This is a genomic window from Thermoproteus thermophilus (assembly GCF_055392855.1).
Map to the genome: position 1 here is coordinate 227,790 of NZ_AP042466.1, position 17,341 is coordinate 245,130.

Sequence of the window (17,341 nt, forward strand, 5' to 3'; positions counted from 1 at the left end):
TTATAAAAGCTATCTCCCTAATGTTAACAGAGTTATATACGCCAACAACATCGCCAAGAGGATGGAGGACAAGGCCTTTATGAAGTCCCAAATCTTGATTATCCTCACCCTCCGCGACGCGGCGGCGCCTAGCAGGGTGCTGTACACCAACAACGTGAAGGACATGGGCACCTTGAACGCGGTGCCTAAGATCGCCAACAACGACGCCGAGGCGCTGGCGGACACGGCGCCGCTGAACGAGAAGGCGTACAGCTTAACTATCCATCTGGAGAAGCCCAGCCCCAAGTAATTGCCCAAGACTATGGGCACCATCACGTATACGTCCTTGGCGACAACGGCTATGTTGTTCGCGCCGAACATAAAAGTCGTCGCGATCAACGTCGAATAGCCCATCGCGAGGGACGGCCTAAACGACCTCCCGGCGACGTAGCCGGCCCCGAAGGCCAAGACAGGCGTCCCGAACCACAACGCAAGGGATTCGACGGTCAGGCCCTTGAGCGAATAGAGGAAGATGGAGATAGGCAACGAGATCTTCGCCGCTATAAAGACGGCGTAGAACAAGAGCGTTACCAAATACTGCGGGCTTTCGAACCTTAGCGAGGGCATAGGCGATAGCAAAGTCCCCGCAACCTCGGAGACTATCGCAATTACGAGGGCCCTCCTCGGCGCTATGCCGCCCCAAGCGAAGGGGCCCAAGACGACTAGCGCGTTGTTGTACACCAACGCGAAGACGAGGAGCTGCGCGAGTAATTCACCTAACATAGAAAGCCGCTCTATTGGAATATTAATTAAGTTTAATTCTTCATGGTCCCCAAAACTAAGGAGGAGCTGGCGAGGCTCATCGATCACACTATACTGAACCCGGCCGCCACGCCTAAGGACGTGGAGCGCTACTGCAAGGAGGTGCTGGAGTACGGCTTCTGGGGGATAGTGGTCAACCCCTTCTACGTGTCCTACGCCAAGGCCGTAGTGGGGAACAAGGCGAAGGTGATGTCGGTGGTCGGGTTCCCTTTCGGGGCCGCTAAGCCCTCCTTGAAGGTACAGGAGGCGGAGGCGGCTTTGAACGACGGAGCTGACGAAATCGACATGGTCATGAACGTGGGGGCCTTCAAGGCGGGGCTCTACGAAATAGTGGCGAGGGAAATAAAGGCGGTGGCCTCCGTGGTCCACGACTATGGGGGAATCCTCAAGGTGATAATAGAAACTGGCTATCTCACGCCCGACGAGATAGCAAAGGCGTCGCTCTTGGCGGTCGATTCCGGAGCGGATTTCGTGAAGACCAGCACAGGCTACGGCCCTCGGGGCGCGACCGTGGAGGACGTGGCGATCATCAGGAAGGCCATAGGCGATAGGGCCGGCGTCAAGGCCGCGGGCGGTATAAGGACTGCGGAACAAGCCATCGCGATGATAAAAGCGGGCGCGAACAGAATAGGGTCTAGCCACGGCGTCGATATAATTAATACGTTCAAGTAGGCAAAATGGAGACGTAGGACGGCGCGTCCTCCCGGTAAGCTATCGCCCTCAAGGCCTTGGCCTCAGCTAAATTCTCCTCTTTTCTCTTCAACGCGCCGGGGTCCTTGAGCAACTCTTGACCTATCGGAGTAGGCGCTCCTTGAGTCATGTTGACGTATGTGAAATAGCCGCTCGCCACGTCTCTCCTGCCCCTGAGCCCCTTCGCCGTGATCTTGAACACAACCTCGAGGCTCGTGCGGCCCACGTAATCGACGCCTCCGCGCACCTCCACTATATCGCCTACATATATAGGTCTTTTGAAGTTTATAGAGTTCAAGCTAGCGGTGACGTATATGCCGGGCTTATAGTTGAACGCGGCTATCGCCCCCATTTGGTCCAAATAGAAGAGCAACCTACCGCCGTACATCAAGTCGCCATATACGGCGTCCTCGGGCATGACTTGGATGTGGCCCACCAAGGGGAGGTCGTCGGCGGAGGGCTCGCGCCTCAGCTCGGCCTCGACTTGCTCGCGCCATTTGGAGAAGTGGGAGAGCAGCCTTTTCTCCCAATCACTAAACGCCTCGAGCCCCTTGCCGACGGGGATCGGCCTATCGTCGGGCCCTATCTTCACGAAGATCATACGCGCTATCGTTGCCAACGAGAGGCCCTCCTGCCTCCTGACATAGGCCTCGACTAAGGCCGTCATGCTGGACCTCCTGACGTGGACTATCCACGCCCTCAGCTTGACTATATCGCCTAGGCGCACGGGCGTCACGAAGTGGATGCGGTCGAGGTAGCCGAGCACGACGTTAGACTCCGAGAAGTTCATGGCCGCGATAGTGCCAGCGTCGACTAGCCATTGGAGCATATAGCCGCCGTAAAGGTTCCCTAACGGGTTGATATAATGCGGCGTGACGAGCCTCACAACCTCCACCTTGGTCTCCGATATGGCCGTCATATGAAGCCCTCGCCGGGCTTGAGGATGCTGCCCGCCTCAATACGCGCGCCTTTGCCTATCAACGCCCCCAGCTTGTACAGCTCGCGCCCTCTGACCTCTATGGGCTTGAGCCTCTCCCTCCCCTCCCTCAAGACCGACTTGGTGAGCACGCCGGGCTCGACGACGGCCCCCTCGCCCACTACGCTGTACGATATAAAGGAGCCCCTCCCTATAGTCGACCGCGGGCCCACTAGGCTGTGGGTTATCTCCGCGCTGCTCCCGACCACCGATCCCTCCTCTACATCGGAGAAGTTCCTGACCAAGGCGTGTGCGCCGATGAACGCGTTCTCGCCGATATAGGCCGGTCCCTTTATAACGGCGTAGTGGTCTATCTCGGCGCCTGCCTCCACGTGGACCGGCCCCTCTATCACCGCAGTGGGGCTCACCTTAGCGCCCGCTGATATGTAGGTGGCCTCCGGCATCACGAGCTCCAAGGCCTCGACGAGGTCCAACGGCTCCTCTACCTTGAACCATTTACCTCCCCACACCGCCACGCCTATCTTGAACTCAGCCGCGATCGAGGCCAGGGCCGAGCGCAACGAGGACCCCTCGAAGAGCCTGGAGGCCTTGTTGGGTATTAACATGATCCCGCCGTACGCGAGCTGGCCCTCCTCGCTCACTCCGGCCAAGTAACCTCCCGAGATGCTCACCAACACCTCCTCCCTCCTCCTAGTCGGCACAGCTAAAATGGCCCCGTCGGCTCCGGTGGACGCCATGGTCTCCACGAGGGCCCTTATCGCGCCCAGCTCGGTTATCACGGCCCCGTCGGCTATCAACAGCCTATCGGCAATCGCCGACAAGCCGCCGGCCGCCATCACGGCGTCCGATATCGAGCCGCCCTCGACGTCGAGCACGTTGTACCTATCCTCGACTCCGCCCTTGATAGCCACATACGCCTTGCCGAATATCTGGGACACGAGGTCGGCCATGTGCCGGTACAACGGCTTGCCGGCTAATCTAACTAAGGCCTTGTAGCCGTCGCTTAAAGGTTTGAACAATTCGTCGTACTCGTTCGCGACGACTATCGGCAAGATCATGCCTACTCCACCGTGACGGTCTTCGCCAAGTTACGAGGCCTATCGGGATCTCTGCCCAACGCAACGGCCGTGTAGTAGGCCAAGAGCTGGAGCGGCACGACGAACGAGGCCGAGTTCAACAAGGGGTCTAAGTGGGGGACCTCCAGGACGTACCTCAGCTTCTTCGCCACGTCGTCGCCGCGCGGCACTACGCCTATTGTCAACGCCTCTCTGGCCTGCATCTCGGCGACGTTGTTGAGGAGCTTCTCCTTCGAGGACGGGTCGGAGAAGACGAAGACCACGGGGAACTTGCTCTCGACCAACGCTATAGGGCCGTGTTTCGACTCGCCGGCGGGGTAGGCCTCTGCGTGTATATACGCTATCTCCTTCATTTTCAACGCCCCCTCGAGGGCCACGGGCATGCCTAACCCTCTGCTGAGGTAGTAGGCGCTCGCGCTGGTTTTTAGCCTCTCGGCGAGGGCCTTGGCAGAACCCTCATTCAACTCTATTGACTTCCTGACCGCCTCCGGCAACTTCCTCAGGTTCTGCACGCGCGGCTCCACGTCCGCCCCCACGAGCTTCCCCACTTGGGCGTGTAGCGCCGCGAGCAAGGCGACTTGCGTCGTGAAGGTCTTAGTAGCGGCCACGCCTATCTCGGGGCCTGCTCTGGTGTACAGCACAACGTCGCTCTCTCGGGCCAACGTGCTCGCGACTACGTTGGTCACTGCCACGACCTTGACGCCTCTCTCCCTCATGGCCCTGACAGCTCTGATCGTGTCTATGGTCTCGCCAGATTGCGACACGGCGATTGCGACGTCGTCGACGTCGAAGAGCCCCTCATACGTCGAGTATTCGGACGAGATTATGGGAATAGCGGCCATCTTGTACTCGACTAGGCCTAGCTGGAATACCAAGCCGGCGTAATACGACGTGCCGGCCCCCACCACGTAGATCCTCCTGGCGTTCAACAACATCTCGCCCACCTCGGCGAGGCGCCTCGTCTCGAGCCCGGCTATGGTCGAGGCGAGCGCCTCGGGCTGTTCGTGTATCTCCTTTAGCATAAAGTGCTGATATCCGCCTCTGAGCGCCTGGTCGGCGCTCCAGGGTATTAGCTGTACTCTGTCGCTCACGTCTATAGGCACCCCGTCGTGCTCCACGACGATCGAGCGGGGGGTTACGTAGCCGTACTCTCCATCCCTTAAGGGTATCACCCTGTTGGTGTGGTCCAACACCGTGGGTATGTCGCTGGCGACTAGGTTAAAGCCGTCGCCGACGCCGATTATCAGAGGGGATAAGTTCCGCGCGAAGAACACTTTGTCGGGCTCTCTGGAGTCCACGACAGCTATGGCGTACGCGCCGCGTATTCTGGACAAGGCCTTCTTGAAAGCCTCCCAGGGCGTTAGGCCGCTCCTCTCGTACTCCTCCATGAGGTGCGCGAAGACCTCCGTGTCTGTCTCGCTCTTGAAGACGTGGCCCTTGGCCTCCAACTCGGATTTCAACTCCTCATAGTTCTCGATTATCCCGTTGTGCACGACGGCTATGGCCCCGGAACAATCGCTGTGGGGGTGCGCGTTGATCTTGTTGGGCTTGCCGTGAGTCGCCCATCTGGTGTGGGCCACGCCGGTGGCGCCCCTGACTTGGTCGAAGCCATAACGGCTAGAGACCTCGGCCACCTTGCCCGCGTCTTTTTTAATCAAGACGCCTTGAGGCGTCACGACGGCGATGCCGGCCGAGTCGTATCCTCTGTACTCCAGCCTTTCTAGGGCTCTGCGGAGAAGAGCGCCGATAGTCGTCTCGGAGCTCAACGTAATGCCGAAAATGCCGCACACGGACAGAGACGTGAAGGTATATATTAAAGTACCGCCGCGAGGGCGTGGAGCTAGAGGAGGCCGTCGCGCTCTTGGAGTCCAAGCTGAACAGCCCTACTTTTGTCAAGGCCGTTGGGAGGAGCGTCGCGGAGGCTATAAGGGAGCTCCTCGACGCGTATAAGTGCAATTTGCTCGTGGGCCCCGGAGAGGTCCTCAAGTTGTTGAACGACTACTACATCTTCGAGTCGAGGATAAGGAGGCTCGTAGAGTTCTACGAGGAGCTATCCGGCGGCGCCCTCTCCGCCTTGGCGAGGCTCGCGCTGGGGGACGACGTCTCCTTGCCCGATGTGGACTACAAGTTGTTGTTACGCGAGCTGGAGGCCTATAGGGCCGAGTTGTTCAAGCTCGCCGACATGGTCAAAAAAGCCGAGAAGAGGTGCCGATCGGCTCACTCCTCCACGAGCTCTAAGGCGTAGACGCCGGGCTTAGTTATGCCGAGCCTCTTGGCCAAACACGACTTCTCGGGGTCTAGGACGGCCAACATGCCGCGCCAGTTGTTGGCGAAGCTCGTGGAGCCGCAGTTGGGGCACTGTGCGGCGCCCTCGGGCACTATCAGCTTGCAACTCTTACACGCCTTATAGCCCGCCAGAGTCCTCCTCGTCGCGCGGCTCATGCCTTCTTGGCCTTCTTCTCCTTAAGCCACTCAAGCTTGCCCAAGGCAGGGCCTCGCATGGTCATGGTGATCCTCATGGCCAAGTCGACGCCCTCCTTCTGCGCCACGTACGACACGCCGGTTATGCGCGCCCTCACTACGTCGCCTACGCCTATCTTCCTCTTGCTCCTCTCGCCGATGAAGCTCTTGGTGCTTGCGTCGAAGAGCACGTTGGGCTCCTCCATCAAGTGTATTTTGTTTATGAACCCGAGGACCGGCCCTATCCTCACCATGACGCCTATCTCGCGCACCGTCTCGACGATCCCGTGCACTATCTCCCCGTCCAGCGGCGTGAAGGCGAGCAGGTTGAACAAGGCCTTGTGGTACGTGGAGCCATCGCCGAAAAGTATAACGCCCTCCCTGGACACCTTGGCGTTCAGCACGGCCACAACGTACCCCAGATCTCTGAAGACCTTGCCCTCGTACCGAGCCCTCAGCTGGGCCAAGGCCACGTCCTCTAACGATTTGCCGAACTCCGAGGGATGTACCCTCACGTAGTCCTCTGCCTCGATAAGGCGGAAAGGCATACTTGGCCTCTAACTCTTATTTATAAAAATAAAACGCCTAGAGCGACACGAGCTCCCTGTCGTGGAACAACAACACCGCGAGCCCCCTCCTCTTGGCCTCCTTGACCACCTCGGAATCGCCGGTGAGGACGGCGCATTTGTAACGTTCGGCGACGGCTAAGATAGACCTATCCGCGGGCTCCGCCCCGCCCGCCACGAAGGGCGCCAAGGCCCGCACGAGCTTGAGGGCCACTCTGGCCCTCCTCTTCTTGTTGGCCAATATCTGTAGCTCCTCCAACACCGAGTACGCCACGAAGACCGTATGCTCTGCGAGGATGGAGGGGTCCAGCCGCTTCTCCACGAGGTATATAAGCGACGAGGTATCGATTACGATTCTCAAAGCTCCACGACTGTTAGGCCCAGCCTCTCCGACGCCTTCTTGAACGCCTCGGACTTACTCGTCATAACTAGCTGTAGCTTTTTCAGCTTGGCCACGTCTAAATAAACCGATAGTAGCTCCTCGGCGTAGCTTTCAGGCACGGCGAGATCGACGTCGTCTACGGCCACTACGCTGTTCTCGTTGGAGAGCACGAGCTGTACTAGCACGGGCAGGACTGCCTTGGTGAAGTTCCCCACGTTGTAGGCGTTGGTCCAAACGCCCCCGGCCTTCACGTACATGGCGATCCTCCCAGTGGACACGAGCCCCACCCTGACGTCGTCTATGCGGGCGGTCTTGAGGAGCTTGTACAAGTAATCGCGGAGGGGCTCGAACTGAGGCTGGGACAATATGCGCGACAGCTGGTGGGCAGTGTACTGCCCCTCGGGCCCCACGCTGGTCGCCGGGAGTAGATCCACGTGAGTTTCGTAAGTGTATTTCCACGCGGCGAGCCTCCTCCCGCTGATGAAGTAGAAGGAGTCCTTCAGCCCTATCCTCAACTCCATGAGGATCCTCTCGGCCCTTCTAAACCTCTCGTCGTCTACGGAGGAACAAGCTATCAGAACGTCCTCGTTCAACACGGCGTACGGGGCAGTGCAGAGCTCCGCCCCTATCTCGGGGTAGACCACGACGCCTCTTTGTCCGCTTTTCTTTATCCTCAACAACGGCTTGAAGTCCTCGTACACTGCTTGTTCCACGTATCCCCCCTTTGTGGCGTAGGTGTAGCTGTATCCGTAGACCTTATCGTCAAGTAGCCAATGCGCCTCCACGGTGAAGGGGATAGACGTATCGCCGCCTAGGTGGACGTCCTCGGCCTCGTGTATTATCAAGAGAGGGCCCTCGAACAAGATCCACTGCTCGCCTCTGCTCTGCATCAACATCGAGAGCGCCTCCAAGTAGGCGGTTTTGCCCGAGTTGGGCGGTCCGTATATCAACGTGGACCCCTTCAAGTCGATGCAGCCGTCCAGCGACTTGAACTTGTAGGCGCAGAGCCTCCTCAGCTCCATAGCCTTGCCAGCTCGTCTCTATATTGCCTCAACATGGCCTCCAAGGCCTCGGGCGGCGTGGCCGGATCGATCTCCTTACACGTGGGTATTATGTGGATATGTAAGTGGGACTCCACGCCGGCGCCCGCGGCCTTCCCGACGTTTATGCCCATTAATATCTCGTCGCACTTGACCACTTCGGCCACAGCCCTCTTCACGGCGTAGGCCTCTTTGAGGAGGCCGGCTAGCTCCTCATCGCTCATTTGCTCTAAATCAGCGACGTGTCTATACGGGGCGACCATCACGTGCCCCCACGTGTACGGATATCTGTTCAAAACGCCGAAGGAGTAGCGCCCTCTGTAGAAGACCAAGTTGTCGGGATCGAGCTCAGGCCTCTTAGCGTAATCGCAGAAGAAACAATCCTTGACTCCGCCTGTGATGTACTTGTACCTCCACGGCGTTAGGACTATGCGGAATCCGCCCACCCAGCCGCCCTACTGACTCCTTTAAATAGCCTGCGCCTCTCTGCTTTCGGCAACGCGTTTTACTAGGATAAACTTGTCCAGGAGAACGTCGTATACCACGAAGAAGTCGCTCGACAACATGTGGACCAGCTGGACCTTCTCGTCGAAGCTGAGCCTCAGACCGTGTTGTCTCAATATGTCGTCTAGATCCGCGGAGTCGGTCGCCTTCAGCGATATCAACTTGGCAATAGCCCTCAGGTCCATAGTATTGCTTAGAGACGCCGTATTTTTAGCCCACGGTTACGGTTTTAAGCGTATACGACAACTCCGGCATGATCACGTTGCAGACGCCTATTGTGTTGGCCGTAGGACGCAGAGAGGAGAGGCTCGTGGCGTACGACGTCGAGGGGGGCAGATATTACGATATGCCGGTAGATATAAGCGGAATCGGCGTTGCCGAGTTGAAGGCCGACGAGGCCGAGGTGAGATCCCACGTCGCTATCGCCTCCTACTCCGCATCCCTCGTGAAGGCCGTGGCAGTCGACGGCGACGTGGAGTTGTTGGACTCGGGCGGAGTGAGGAAGTTGCGCAAGGGCAGAGTAGCCCTCCAGACGGTGAAGAACAAGGAGTTCGGGCGTTGGGACGACGTCTGGAACAAGTTGTTGTTGATCAGGGGCAGTGCAGGGGCCTTGGCCTTAGGGGCCTCTAGGGCTGGATCCTTGCTCCACTTGAACGCGGCGCGCACGGACGAGGCCCACGTAAGGGCCGTCGTTGAGGCGCTCAACGCGTTGAGGAGTTTCGGGGAGGTGTCCATCACGTGCTCGTGTAGGCTAGGGTTGCTCCCAATAGAAGTAGTTGCGAGGCGCGGCACCGAGTATATACTAGTAAAGATATATATGAATATACAAATAAAAAGAAGTAATATTGTTATAATAATTAGAGGATATAGTGGAAATATATTGAAAAGATTTATCGGACCTCTCGAAAAGCTGAACCTTTATATCGACGAGGCCCAGCGGGTTTGATGGACCGCGTCTTGATCCTCGCAGGTGGGTTCGCGACAAGGCTTAGGCCGCTCAGCTACACGAGGCCTAAGCCCCTCTTCCCGGTATTGGACAAACCGTTGATAGATTGGATAATCGAAGGCGTGAGGGGGATAGCCCCGGTGGTCATATCGGCGCGATACCTCGCCCACATGATCAGAGAACACGTGAGCAAGAGGTGGAGCGGGGCGGCGACGGTGATAGAGGAGACTAGGCCCTTGGGGGACGGCGGCGCGATAGCGTATGTGGCGGACACGTTGGGCCTAGACGGGCCTATCCTCGTGGTGAACGGCGACGTGTTCACCGACGTGGACTACTCAGCCGTTGTGGACTTCCACAAAAAACGCGGCGGCGTTGCGACGATAGCGTTCGTCGAGGTGTCGCCTGAAAACGTGAGCAAATACGGCATCGCGGTCGTGGACGAATCGATGAGGTTGAAGAAGTTCGTCGAGAAGCCCAAGGAGCCGCCTCAAGGTAGCAGGTTGGCGAACGCGGGGATCTACGTGTTGGAGCCCGAGGCCATACGCGCTATACCTAGGCGCAGGGGCGAGGTGAAGATAGCGAAGGACCTCATACCCGCGTTGTTGGAGAGCCACGATATATACGTCTATATACATAAAGGGATTTGGCACGATATAGGGACCCCTGCCGATTACCTCGAGGCGAACTTCGCGGCGCTCAAGAAGTGGGGCAAGCCCGTGGAGGCGAGCGGAGCCGAGGTGGTTCCGCCTGTCTACGTAGCCGACGGCGTCGAGATCGGCGAGGGGGCCTCCATAGGCCCCTATGCTGTTTTGGGCTCCGGCGTCAAGATAGGGAAGTATTCCAGGGTCAAGAACAGCGTCTTGATGAGGTCTGTAGTCGTGGAGCCCGGCTCGTATATATCCGGCAGCGTAGTGGGCGAGGAGAGCTATATAGGGAGGTGGACGCGCATAGTGGACGCCATAATCGCAGACGGCGTATACGTGAAGGACGAGGTGAAGGTGGGACGCAACGCGGCTATAGGGCCTAATAGAGAAGTCGTCGAGGACGTGGACGACGGCGCGACTCTGCCATAATCAGCGCTTTTAACCGCGCTCACCTATCCGCCAGCCTGGCCTCATCATCGAGTCTGCTCAAAATAGCGCGTAGGGCCTTCTCCACGTCTACTCTAGTCCTGATCTTCTTCCTAAAAACATCGCCTACGTCCGCCGCTATTTTGTTGCCCTCTATGTATATCCTGGCGGTAGTCGTCGGCGATACGTAGGGCCTATAGACGATGCGCCGTTCCTCAACTTGGACCTGGCCCGTGAAGGAGTAGTACCTTGATCTAGTGGCCTTGCCTATTAACGACATGAGCTTGGCCAAGATCCTCCCGGCCCTCACCACGTCCTCGTCGACTAGGCGCTCCTCGCGCCCCTTGCCCACGAAGGCCGAGTAGAAGCTCCTGGTCTCGTGGTGGTACTGCAGCAAGAAGGCCGACCCCTTGCCGATAATGGATATGGATTTGACGAAGGGGCTCACCACTACGGAGAGGAGAGGCCCCTTATAGCCTCTCGAGCGGGTCGACTCCATCAGGGCACTTGTACTGGAGCTTCCTCGCGCAGACGTCGCAGAACAAATGACCCGTCTTCTTGCAGAGGTATCTGTCCTCGTAGAGGTAGAGCCTTCGGCCGCACCTACTACAACGCCCTATCATCAAGGTCTTGACCGGATATACCACGAACGCCCCCTCAGACCGCCCTATTTAAACATTGATCAGCCTTTGCCCCTCCTTGACTATCCTAAGACGCACTTCGTCGCCTTCGGCCTCCAGCCTCGCCTTGCCTGTGCCGAGCAGATAGGCTAGGACCTTGTTGTGATCGACGCCCGCCTCTCTGCATCTGCCTATAAACGCCGTTATCTTCTCTCCGTCCTCCAGCTCGATCTCGGGGATGGCGGCTGAGTCGAGCCTCAGAACGCCTTTGACCAACGTCTCCAGCTCCTCGTACACTGCCGCCAACCTCCCCAATACGCCCACCATTACACCCAGCTCCTCCATGACGCGCCTAACGGCGTCCCTCAGCTCCTCGTCGTCGTAGCGGCTCGATGCTCTGTCCAAATCCCTCACGGCTTTTGCTAAATCCCTGACGACATCCATATCCTCAACACCCGGTCCAACGTATTAGGGTGGGTCTTAACTAAGAACTTGAGCCTCGAGTAGGCCGGATATAATACCTCATCGACGACCTCGTTCCACCCCACTTTGAGCAACGCCGATGCTAACCGCCTCGACCTAGCGTATTTATCGGCCTCGTACTCGTAGAGCCTAATGAGCGATGTATACATCAACGACGCTCCTATTAGATGTATTCCAAGTAAATATAATGATATATTAGAGTATACATAATGGATCAAATAAGATCTCAGTATAAATTCACTTATCAAAAAGGCCAAGATCTTATACATATGGTGAAGTCTTAGGTGCCCCTCTTCGTGTTTGAGCGCCGCCTCGAACTCCTCCGGCGTCAACTTGGCGAGGAGCCCCGTGGTCACCACCACGAGGTTCCCGAACGGGAACTCGAAGGACATGGCGTTGGCGGCGCGGTCTCTCACCACACATAGGCCTTTCGCGCGGATGTGGTACGCCTCGTATTCGCCCAACAAGCTCGGGTCTTCCAGAACTTTTTTCTTATTTTTTCTTAAAAATTCTATATCATTATATTTTGTTTTTATTATAGTTATAAAATCGATTTTTACACATTTTCTTTTGAGGTAAAAATATATTAAAGTATAACTGCCCACTATAGCCGATACGCCGGTCGCTATTTGTAACAAGAACATATGCGCAAGTAGAGCCGCCGGCACGCTCAGAATAAAGGGTAGGAACACCAACGCGCCGCTTATCTTCATCTCAGGAGGCTCCACCAACTCGCCGGAGCTCCACGCGCCTATTATCGCAACGTTATAGCGGCTATCGGTTATCAACTCTTTTAGTCGTGACAAATAGGCGGCCCGCTCCCTCAACTCTCTCAACTTCCTCGGATCTAGGAGGACGTCGGCTGGCCCCTCGGTCTTGCCGAAGCCCCTCCTGGCCTCCACAAAAAGGGCGCGGGCGAGTAATAAATCCGCTTTATTGAATCTTCTCGGACTCCAATATTTCTAGGATCTTATCGGTTTCGTACTTCTCGAGCAAATCCCAGAGCTTGCCGGAGCGGTAGAGGCCGTAGACTTTGCCCCTGGCGCTTCGCTTTATTACAGCTATATAACCTCTGTGGACCAGCTCGTCGAGGAAACCTCTTATTATGACAGTCTTGGCGCGTATGTCCTTCCTGGTGTATATGCTAAGGTCTTGTGCTATTTTAGATGGACGAAATGTTATTAAATTTCCCTTAGCATTTCTTGCTTGGTCTTGCAAAAATTTAATTGTGATTTTTTTAATTATATACGAATCGAGTTTTTCTGAATACTTGTAAATTGTACGAAAGCCTTCCATAAGTATTGGAATGTGCCTATTATTTATGCGTTTCTTTTCTATTCTTTCTGCAGATATTTTCAATAAATATAATTTTCTCTTGTAAACTATATAGAACTCTTTCTATATATGTTAATTTATGATTAAGATATTTTAAATAGATGACACATGGCTCCAGTTCGTCGATATCGACCCCAATATGTCGCAAAGCCGCGGTCACTTTCCTCAATATTTCCTCGAACTCCTCGTCTCTGTTCATTTATAAAAATTTATATATTCTTATTATCTTATCATTAATAATAATTGATTTATAATTTATTCCTAAATTAAAAGATATATGAGGTTTTACTATAATAATATTAGTATGTGAGAGTATGTCGCCAGGCGGCAAGGCGTTGGTTACGAGGATGCATCTAATTCCGTATTTCGCCATTTCCGTAATTATATGTTTTATTATAACTAAATTCAATAAATTTTGTGCTTCATCTATTATTATTAAAAGTTTAATATCTTTTGTAATTTCTTTTTTCCTAAATAAGTTATATATATATGTTAAGATCATCGATGAGACGAGTATCTTCTCCTCGACTAAGGAGAGGTTAGATAGGTCAATCGCTAGATTCCTCTTCGACCTAATAAGCGCCTCCAAGGGTATGTCGCCCCCGCTTAAGACATCCGCTATGTACTCGAGTCTGCGGAGCACCGCGGCCTTCATCTCGGTCTCGCTCTTAGTAGTTGTTAAATACGCGTCGATGCCCCTTATTAGGTCCTCGAGCCGCTCTATTTTTTGATCTCTAAGTGATCTATACATAAAATAAATAGAAGGCTCATTTAAATTAAGAGATAAACCTATTAACTCTACTAATATTTTCTTATTTATATTAGAAACGCCAATTTTTATCCTAGAAGCAGGCACTCTGAGGCCTATGTCGTATTCGCCGTTCCAGTCCAAGACGAGCGCCCTCTTCTTGCTCCTCTTAGCTATCCTCCGCGCCAACGTGGTCTTGCCGGACCTAGTGGGTCCCAATATCGTTATGTGTTTATCTAGAGGCACGCTGGAGAGCCCGTTGGAGCCTATGCCCACGAACACCTCGTCGTCTCTGTGCGCGTACGCGATGGCCGCCAGCGCGAGGAGCGAGAGCAGTAGCAAGTCCATCACCTCCTAGGGGTCTCCCTCAACACGACGAGCTTGTTGAACCACTTGGGCATCGCCCATCTGTACTTCCAGAACCTGTCGTCGACGGCGGCTATGTACTTCTCCCTCCTCTCCAGATCTCGCATCGCTCTGCCCATGGCCTGCACCGCGTTGCTCACCGCCGTGAATAGAAAGACGTATTTATACCCGTCGAACCCGGAGCGCTCCAATAACCGGGCCTTCGCCCTCAACCACGCGTCCTTGACGTCGGGCAGGGGGAAGCCGACGAGGACGGCGGCGTCTACGTCCAAGTTGAGCCCCTCCGATAGGGAGCTGCCGAAATAGGTCAAGGCTACGTGCGGCAAGTCGCCCAACGGCCTATCTGATGTCGGCAAGTCTTTTAATTTTAACTTATAATATTCATATATATCTTTATTTGGGAAGAAAACAATAATTTTATCATAATTATTAAAAATTGAAATTATTATATTTTTTATGTATTCGTATATATATTTCTTTTTTCTATTTATATATCGTATTTTTATTGGATATATATCTATTATTAAATTATCAAAAAATATATTATCCTTATTTATATATTTTATATTTAGGAAATTGATAAATATATCGGAAAACGGCTCAGTTATCGACGCGCTGGCCATCAACACGTCCTTGTTGTCCAACAACTTGCCCACTATCGGCATCAATAAACAACGCCTCGTCTCCTCATCGCATATATACTTCGATGGCGCCTCGTTCTCGGCATATAGGTCGTGGAGCAATAAGTTGTGAGCCTCGTCGACTACGACGAGCTCCGTATCGTGTATAACGTCCAATATCGAGGACAAGTACTCTTGGCTCTCTAGATACGACAAAGGGAGCACGGCGATTTTGCTCTGACGCCCAACGGCTTGTAGGTACTCGTAGGGGCAGACGCCCGCTTCGTATATATCCTCGATCCTCGCAAACGCCTTGTCCAAGTACTTGTACTTCGCCTTGCACACGCCCCTCTCGCGTAACTCTAGACACTCGGCGGAGGTCCTCGCCCCGAATTTACACAGAGCAGATCGGCCGAACATCAAGGCGGCGGAGCCGCCGTATGAGGCCGCGTAGGAGTAGACTTGGAAGGCCTCAGCGTGGGAGCGCACGAAGAACAAGGTCCTCCTCCCCGATTCGACAGCTAATTTGACCAGCTTTCTGCTCTTGCCGTAGCCGGGCGGCGCTTGGAGCAATACCCTCACGCAATAGGAGGCAGGTTTAAGAGCAACTAAGCCCTCTCGACCTCGTCGAGCAGCCGCCTTATGACTCCGCCCAGTTTGCTCTCCGAGATCTCCTCGAGCTCTAGGCAGTTCTTAAGTATGTTCGAGAAAAACGCCTTGGCCACCTCCCGATCCCTATCCTTGAGCTGGCGGAACTTCTCCATGAACTCGCCGACCAGCACTTGCTCGGCCTTGTCTAGATCCTCCGCTATGACGTGCTCGAGATCCCTCAACTCCTCCACTACGTCGTCTAGGAAGTTGACGAACTCGGCGGATTTGCTCGATAGGTCTATGTTTACATAAGCCCTATTGACGCAGTACCTCACGAACTTGTACCGCAACGCCTTGAGGGGATCCATCACTGCTTGAGCTTAACGAGGACGGTGCCGTCCTGCCTCTTCTCGACAACCACGTCGATGTAGCGCGGCGGCCTCTCCCTGCTCTTGGACCACACGACGACGTTAACGGCCGGATCCACTTTGACTTTCTTCAAATCCGTCTTCATATGACGGGATACAAATTCTTTAATTATGCGCATAGCCCTCTTAGCCCTCCTAGTACGGGCCGCCCAATAGGCCCTCTTTAGGCTTATTCTGTACTCCCTAGTGGCGACAACCTTGGCCTCCTCTGACATGGCCGTTGGTCGGAGGAGTCTTTTTAAGCCTTGAGCTTGACCCTCCTCCAGTAGCGCCTGGCCGGGGATCTGGTAACCCTGTTCTTGGTCCTCAGCCTAACCCACACGGGCGGATCTCTATTGGAGTTTAGCGCGGCGGCCAATCTGAGCTTCTTGCCTAAGGCCTTGTTCCTCGCCATGTCGTGCCGCGGCTGGGCCCCTTTTAAAGATTGTCCTCCTAGAAGCGGAATCTGTACTCTTTCCTGCTCTTCTCGTAGATCTGGGCCAATATCTGCTTTAAGTCCTCGTCTGAAATGGGCAGCTTTATCCGCCCGCTGGCGGCTAGGGCCAAGAGCTGTTGCTCTAAAGCCTCGACGAGCTCGGGCCTAACTATGCGCAGATTGTCCAGCCTGGCCAACGCCTCGGGAGTTAGTATTCGTTTGAGCGCCAACCTCCTCTGGGCGGCCAGCTCCTGGGCCTTGCTGCGCTCCTCCGCCTCGCGTTGGAGCTCCCTCAGCTTCTTCTCGCGTAGCCTCTCTAGCTCCTCGTCGTTGCCCTCATCGACGGCCATTACTCCTTGGGCGGAGCGATGTACTTCGCGAGCTCCGGCCTAGCCTTAACTAAGTCCTTTGCTATTTTCGTCGCAATGGTGTCGAGCAACGATCTGCCCTCGGGCGTCAGAACTCTGCCCCGCTTGGTCCTGGCGACGAGGCCTGCTTGCTCCAACTGGTGCAAGATCTTCCTGAGGATAGCCCCGCCCGCCTTTCTGGTCCTCTCGCTCCTTACCCCCTGCCCCACCTTAGCTCTATATCCGTAATACGTGCGGAGCCGCGAGAGCCCCACGGGGCCGTCCAGATACAGCCTCCTCAACACGGAGGCCGCTCTTATGTACCACCAGTCCTCGTCCATGGGAGGCCTGTCCTTGTTGGCGCCCGTCTTTACGTATATAGCCCACACTGGCGGCTTGACTTGGGCCGCGTTGGCCTTGAGGTAGCTGGCCAGCTCCTTTATTAACAGATCCGCGGGGACGTCCTTGACCGAAACCACGTCCGAGCCCTTAAGCCCCCATTAAAAGCTTTCCGCTCGACGAAAAGGCTTTTATAACGAGTTCCTGTAGCGGGGCCATGCGATTCTGCCCCCGCGACGGCTCCTTGCTGGTGCCCGTCAAGAAGGAAGGGCGGACTGTGCTTAGGTGCCCCAAGTGCGGCTACGAGGAGCCCGTAAACGAAGCCGTTAAGACGGCCTATAAGTCGAAGTCGGTGGTCGAGAAGAAAAACGAGATATTAGTGGCCGACGCCGTGGTCGAGGCGTTGCCCAAGGCCAAGGCCACGTGTCCCAAGTGCGGCAACGACGAGGCGTACGTGTGGATGCAACAGACCAGGGCGGCCGACGAGCCGCCCACGAGGTTCTACCGTTGCACGAAGTGCGGGTATACTTGGAGGGAATACGCTTGATCGTATTATGATCAAAAGCTTATATTCGAG

At 55.2% G+C, this 17,341-nt stretch carries 27 protein-coding genes; 5 read left to right on the plus strand and 22 right to left on the minus strand.

Annotated features, from left to right (window positions below; translation table 11 throughout):
* Positions 1–9 precede the first annotated feature (9 nt).
* On the minus strand, positions 10–762 hold the full coding sequence (locus tag ACZ5PA_RS01385) for a hypothetical protein (protein ID WP_464930507.1): 753 nt from the start codon (positions 760–762) through the stop codon (positions 10–12).
* Between the two features lie 42 nt (positions 763–804).
* Here ACZ5PA_RS01385 and deoC point away from each other — a divergent pair, with 42 nt between their 5' ends.
* Positions 805–1,473 carry a deoxyribose-phosphate aldolase gene (gene deoC, locus ACZ5PA_RS01390; RefSeq protein WP_464930508.1) on the plus strand — a complete coding sequence of 223 codons (669 nt, stop codon included), beginning with the start codon at positions 805–807 and terminating at the stop codon, positions 1,471–1,473.
* Here deoC and ACZ5PA_RS01395 read toward each other — a convergent pair.
* From ACZ5PA_RS01395 to glmS, 3 genes are read right to left on the minus strand one after another with little or no spacing between them, the layout of a single operon-like run.
* Entirely contained in the window at positions 1,466–2,410 is a 945-nt protein-coding gene (locus ACZ5PA_RS01395) for an acyl-CoA thioesterase (protein ID WP_464930509.1), read from the minus strand. The genes deoC and ACZ5PA_RS01395 overlap by 8 nt on opposite strands.
* Positions 2,407–3,486 (minus strand): NDP-sugar synthase, encoded by a 1,080-nt coding sequence (locus ACZ5PA_RS01400; protein WP_464930510.1) that lies wholly within the window; start codon positions 3,484–3,486, stop codon positions 2,407–2,409. Before ACZ5PA_RS01400 ends, ACZ5PA_RS01395 begins: the two co-directional genes overlap by 4 nt.
* A 2-nt stretch (positions 3,487–3,488) precedes the next feature.
* Positions 3,489–5,294, minus strand: coding sequence for a glutamine--fructose-6-phosphate transaminase (isomerizing) (gene glmS, locus ACZ5PA_RS01405; RefSeq protein WP_464930511.1), 1,806 nt, complete (start codon positions 5,292–5,294; stop codon positions 3,489–3,491).
* A 44-nt stretch (positions 5,295–5,338) separates the two neighbouring features.
* Between glmS and ACZ5PA_RS01410 the strand changes: the two genes are divergently transcribed.
* Positions 5,339–5,749: a hypothetical protein gene (locus tag ACZ5PA_RS01410; protein ID WP_464930512.1), complete on the plus strand. Its 411-nt coding sequence runs from the start codon at positions 5,339–5,341 to the stop codon at positions 5,747–5,749.
* Here ACZ5PA_RS01410 and spt4 read toward each other — a convergent pair.
* The 6 genes from spt4 to ACZ5PA_RS01440 are packed head-to-tail and all read right to left on the minus strand — an operon-like array spanning position 5,722 to position 8,641.
* Positions 5,722–5,946, minus strand: a complete 225-nt coding sequence (spt4, locus tag ACZ5PA_RS01415; protein ID WP_464930513.1) for a transcription elongation factor subunit Spt4 — start codon at positions 5,944–5,946, stop codon at positions 5,722–5,724. The genes ACZ5PA_RS01410 and spt4 overlap by 28 nt on opposite strands.
* Positions 5,943–6,512, minus strand: a complete 570-nt coding sequence (locus tag ACZ5PA_RS01420; protein ID WP_464930514.1) for a DNA-directed RNA polymerase — start codon at positions 6,510–6,512, stop codon at positions 5,943–5,945. Before ACZ5PA_RS01420 ends, spt4 begins: the two co-directional genes overlap by 4 nt.
* 37 nt (positions 6,513–6,549) lie before the next feature.
* A complete protein-coding gene (locus tag ACZ5PA_RS01425) occupies positions 6,550–6,891 on the minus strand; it encodes a PIN domain-containing protein (protein WP_464930515.1) in 342 nt (113 codons plus the stop codon).
* Positions 6,888–7,934 (minus strand): ATP-binding protein, encoded by a 1,047-nt coding sequence (locus ACZ5PA_RS01430; RefSeq protein WP_464930516.1) that lies wholly within the window; start codon positions 7,932–7,934, stop codon positions 6,888–6,890. Before ACZ5PA_RS01430 ends, ACZ5PA_RS01425 begins: the two co-directional genes overlap by 4 nt.
* A complete protein-coding gene (locus ACZ5PA_RS01435; protein WP_464930517.1) occupies positions 7,925–8,398 on the minus strand; it encodes an HIT family protein in 474 nt (157 codons plus the stop codon). Before ACZ5PA_RS01435 ends, ACZ5PA_RS01430 begins: the two co-directional genes overlap by 10 nt.
* 21 nt (positions 8,399–8,419) lie before the next feature.
* The gene (locus ACZ5PA_RS01440) at positions 8,420–8,641 is read right to left on the minus strand and encodes a hypothetical protein (RefSeq protein WP_464930518.1); all 222 of its coding nucleotides are present in this window, start codon (positions 8,639–8,641) and stop codon (positions 8,420–8,422) included.
* Positions 8,642–8,709: 68 nt separating this feature from the next.
* On the opposite strand from ACZ5PA_RS01440, the gene ACZ5PA_RS01445 reads away from it, so the two are divergent.
* A complete protein-coding gene (locus ACZ5PA_RS01445; RefSeq protein ID WP_464930519.1) occupies positions 8,710–9,402 on the plus strand; it encodes a hypothetical protein in 693 nt (230 codons plus the stop codon).
* The gene (locus ACZ5PA_RS01450; protein WP_464930520.1) at positions 9,402–10,475 is read left to right on the plus strand and encodes a sugar phosphate nucleotidyltransferase; all 1,074 of its coding nucleotides are present in this window, start codon (positions 9,402–9,404) and stop codon (positions 10,473–10,475) included. The genes ACZ5PA_RS01445 and ACZ5PA_RS01450 overlap by 1 nt, the downstream gene beginning before the upstream one ends.
* Positions 10,476–10,494: 19 nt before the next feature.
* Here the strand turns inward: ACZ5PA_RS01450 and ACZ5PA_RS01455 are convergent, their stop codons facing one another.
* The 12 genes from ACZ5PA_RS01455 to ACZ5PA_RS01510 all read right to left on the minus strand — a co-directional run bounded on the left by ACZ5PA_RS01455 (position 10,495) and on the right by ACZ5PA_RS01510 (position 16,904).
* Complete coding sequence (locus tag ACZ5PA_RS01455) at positions 10,495–10,971, minus strand: hypothetical protein (protein ID WP_464930521.1); 477 nt, start codon at positions 10,969–10,971, stop codon at positions 10,495–10,497.
* Positions 10,943–11,119 carry an FYVE zinc finger domain-containing protein gene (locus ACZ5PA_RS01460; protein ID WP_464930522.1) on the minus strand — a complete coding sequence of 59 codons (177 nt, stop codon included), beginning with the start codon at positions 11,117–11,119 and terminating at the stop codon, positions 10,943–10,945. Before ACZ5PA_RS01460 ends, ACZ5PA_RS01455 begins: the two co-directional genes overlap by 29 nt.
* A 24-nt stretch (positions 11,120–11,143) precedes the next feature.
* Entirely contained in the window at positions 11,144–11,536 is a 393-nt protein-coding gene (locus ACZ5PA_RS01465) for a hypothetical protein (protein ID WP_464930523.1), read from the minus strand.
* Positions 11,515–12,477, minus strand: coding sequence for a M48 family metallopeptidase (locus tag ACZ5PA_RS01470; RefSeq protein ID WP_464930524.1), 963 nt, complete (start codon positions 12,475–12,477; stop codon positions 11,515–11,517). The genes ACZ5PA_RS01465 and ACZ5PA_RS01470 overlap by 22 nt, the downstream gene beginning before the upstream one ends.
* Before the next feature lie 31 nt (positions 12,478–12,508).
* A complete protein-coding gene (locus ACZ5PA_RS01475; RefSeq protein WP_464930525.1) occupies positions 12,509–12,871 on the minus strand; it encodes a DNA-binding protein in 363 nt (120 codons plus the stop codon).
* 238 nt (positions 12,872–13,109) lie between these two features.
* On the minus strand, positions 13,110–14,006 hold the full coding sequence (locus ACZ5PA_RS01480) for an ATP-binding protein (protein ID WP_464930526.1): 897 nt from the start codon (positions 14,004–14,006) through the stop codon (positions 13,110–13,112).
* Positions 14,006–15,226: a helicase C-terminal domain-containing protein gene (locus ACZ5PA_RS01485; protein ID WP_464930527.1), complete on the minus strand. Its 1,221-nt coding sequence runs from the start codon at positions 15,224–15,226 to the stop codon at positions 14,006–14,008. Before ACZ5PA_RS01485 ends, ACZ5PA_RS01480 begins: the two co-directional genes overlap by 1 nt.
* Positions 15,227–15,252: 26 nt before the next feature.
* Entirely contained in the window at positions 15,253–15,603 is a 351-nt protein-coding gene (locus tag ACZ5PA_RS01490; protein ID WP_464930528.1) for a hypothetical protein, read from the minus strand.
* On the minus strand, positions 15,603–15,878 hold the full coding sequence (locus ACZ5PA_RS01495) for a 50S ribosomal protein L31e (protein ID WP_464930529.1): 276 nt from the start codon (positions 15,876–15,878) through the stop codon (positions 15,603–15,605). Before ACZ5PA_RS01495 ends, ACZ5PA_RS01490 begins: the two co-directional genes overlap by 1 nt.
* Positions 15,879–15,901: 23 nt before the next feature.
* Positions 15,902–16,057, minus strand: coding sequence for a 50S ribosomal protein L39e (locus ACZ5PA_RS01500; protein ID WP_464930530.1), 156 nt, complete (start codon positions 16,055–16,057; stop codon positions 15,902–15,904).
* A gap of 38 nt (positions 16,058–16,095) precedes the next feature.
* Entirely contained in the window at positions 16,096–16,428 is a 333-nt protein-coding gene (locus ACZ5PA_RS01505) for a DNA-binding protein (protein WP_464930531.1), read from the minus strand.
* Positions 16,428–16,904 (minus strand): 30S ribosomal protein S19e, encoded by a 477-nt coding sequence (locus ACZ5PA_RS01510; protein WP_464930532.1) that lies wholly within the window; start codon positions 16,902–16,904, stop codon positions 16,428–16,430. The genes ACZ5PA_RS01505 and ACZ5PA_RS01510 overlap by 1 nt, the downstream gene beginning before the upstream one ends.
* A gap of 77 nt (positions 16,905–16,981) precedes the next feature.
* On the opposite strand from ACZ5PA_RS01510, the gene ACZ5PA_RS01515 reads away from it, so the two are divergent.
* Positions 16,982–17,311 (plus strand): transcription factor S, encoded by a 330-nt coding sequence (locus ACZ5PA_RS01515; protein WP_464930533.1) that lies wholly within the window; start codon positions 16,982–16,984, stop codon positions 17,309–17,311.
* Positions 17,312–17,341 lie beyond the last annotated feature (30 nt).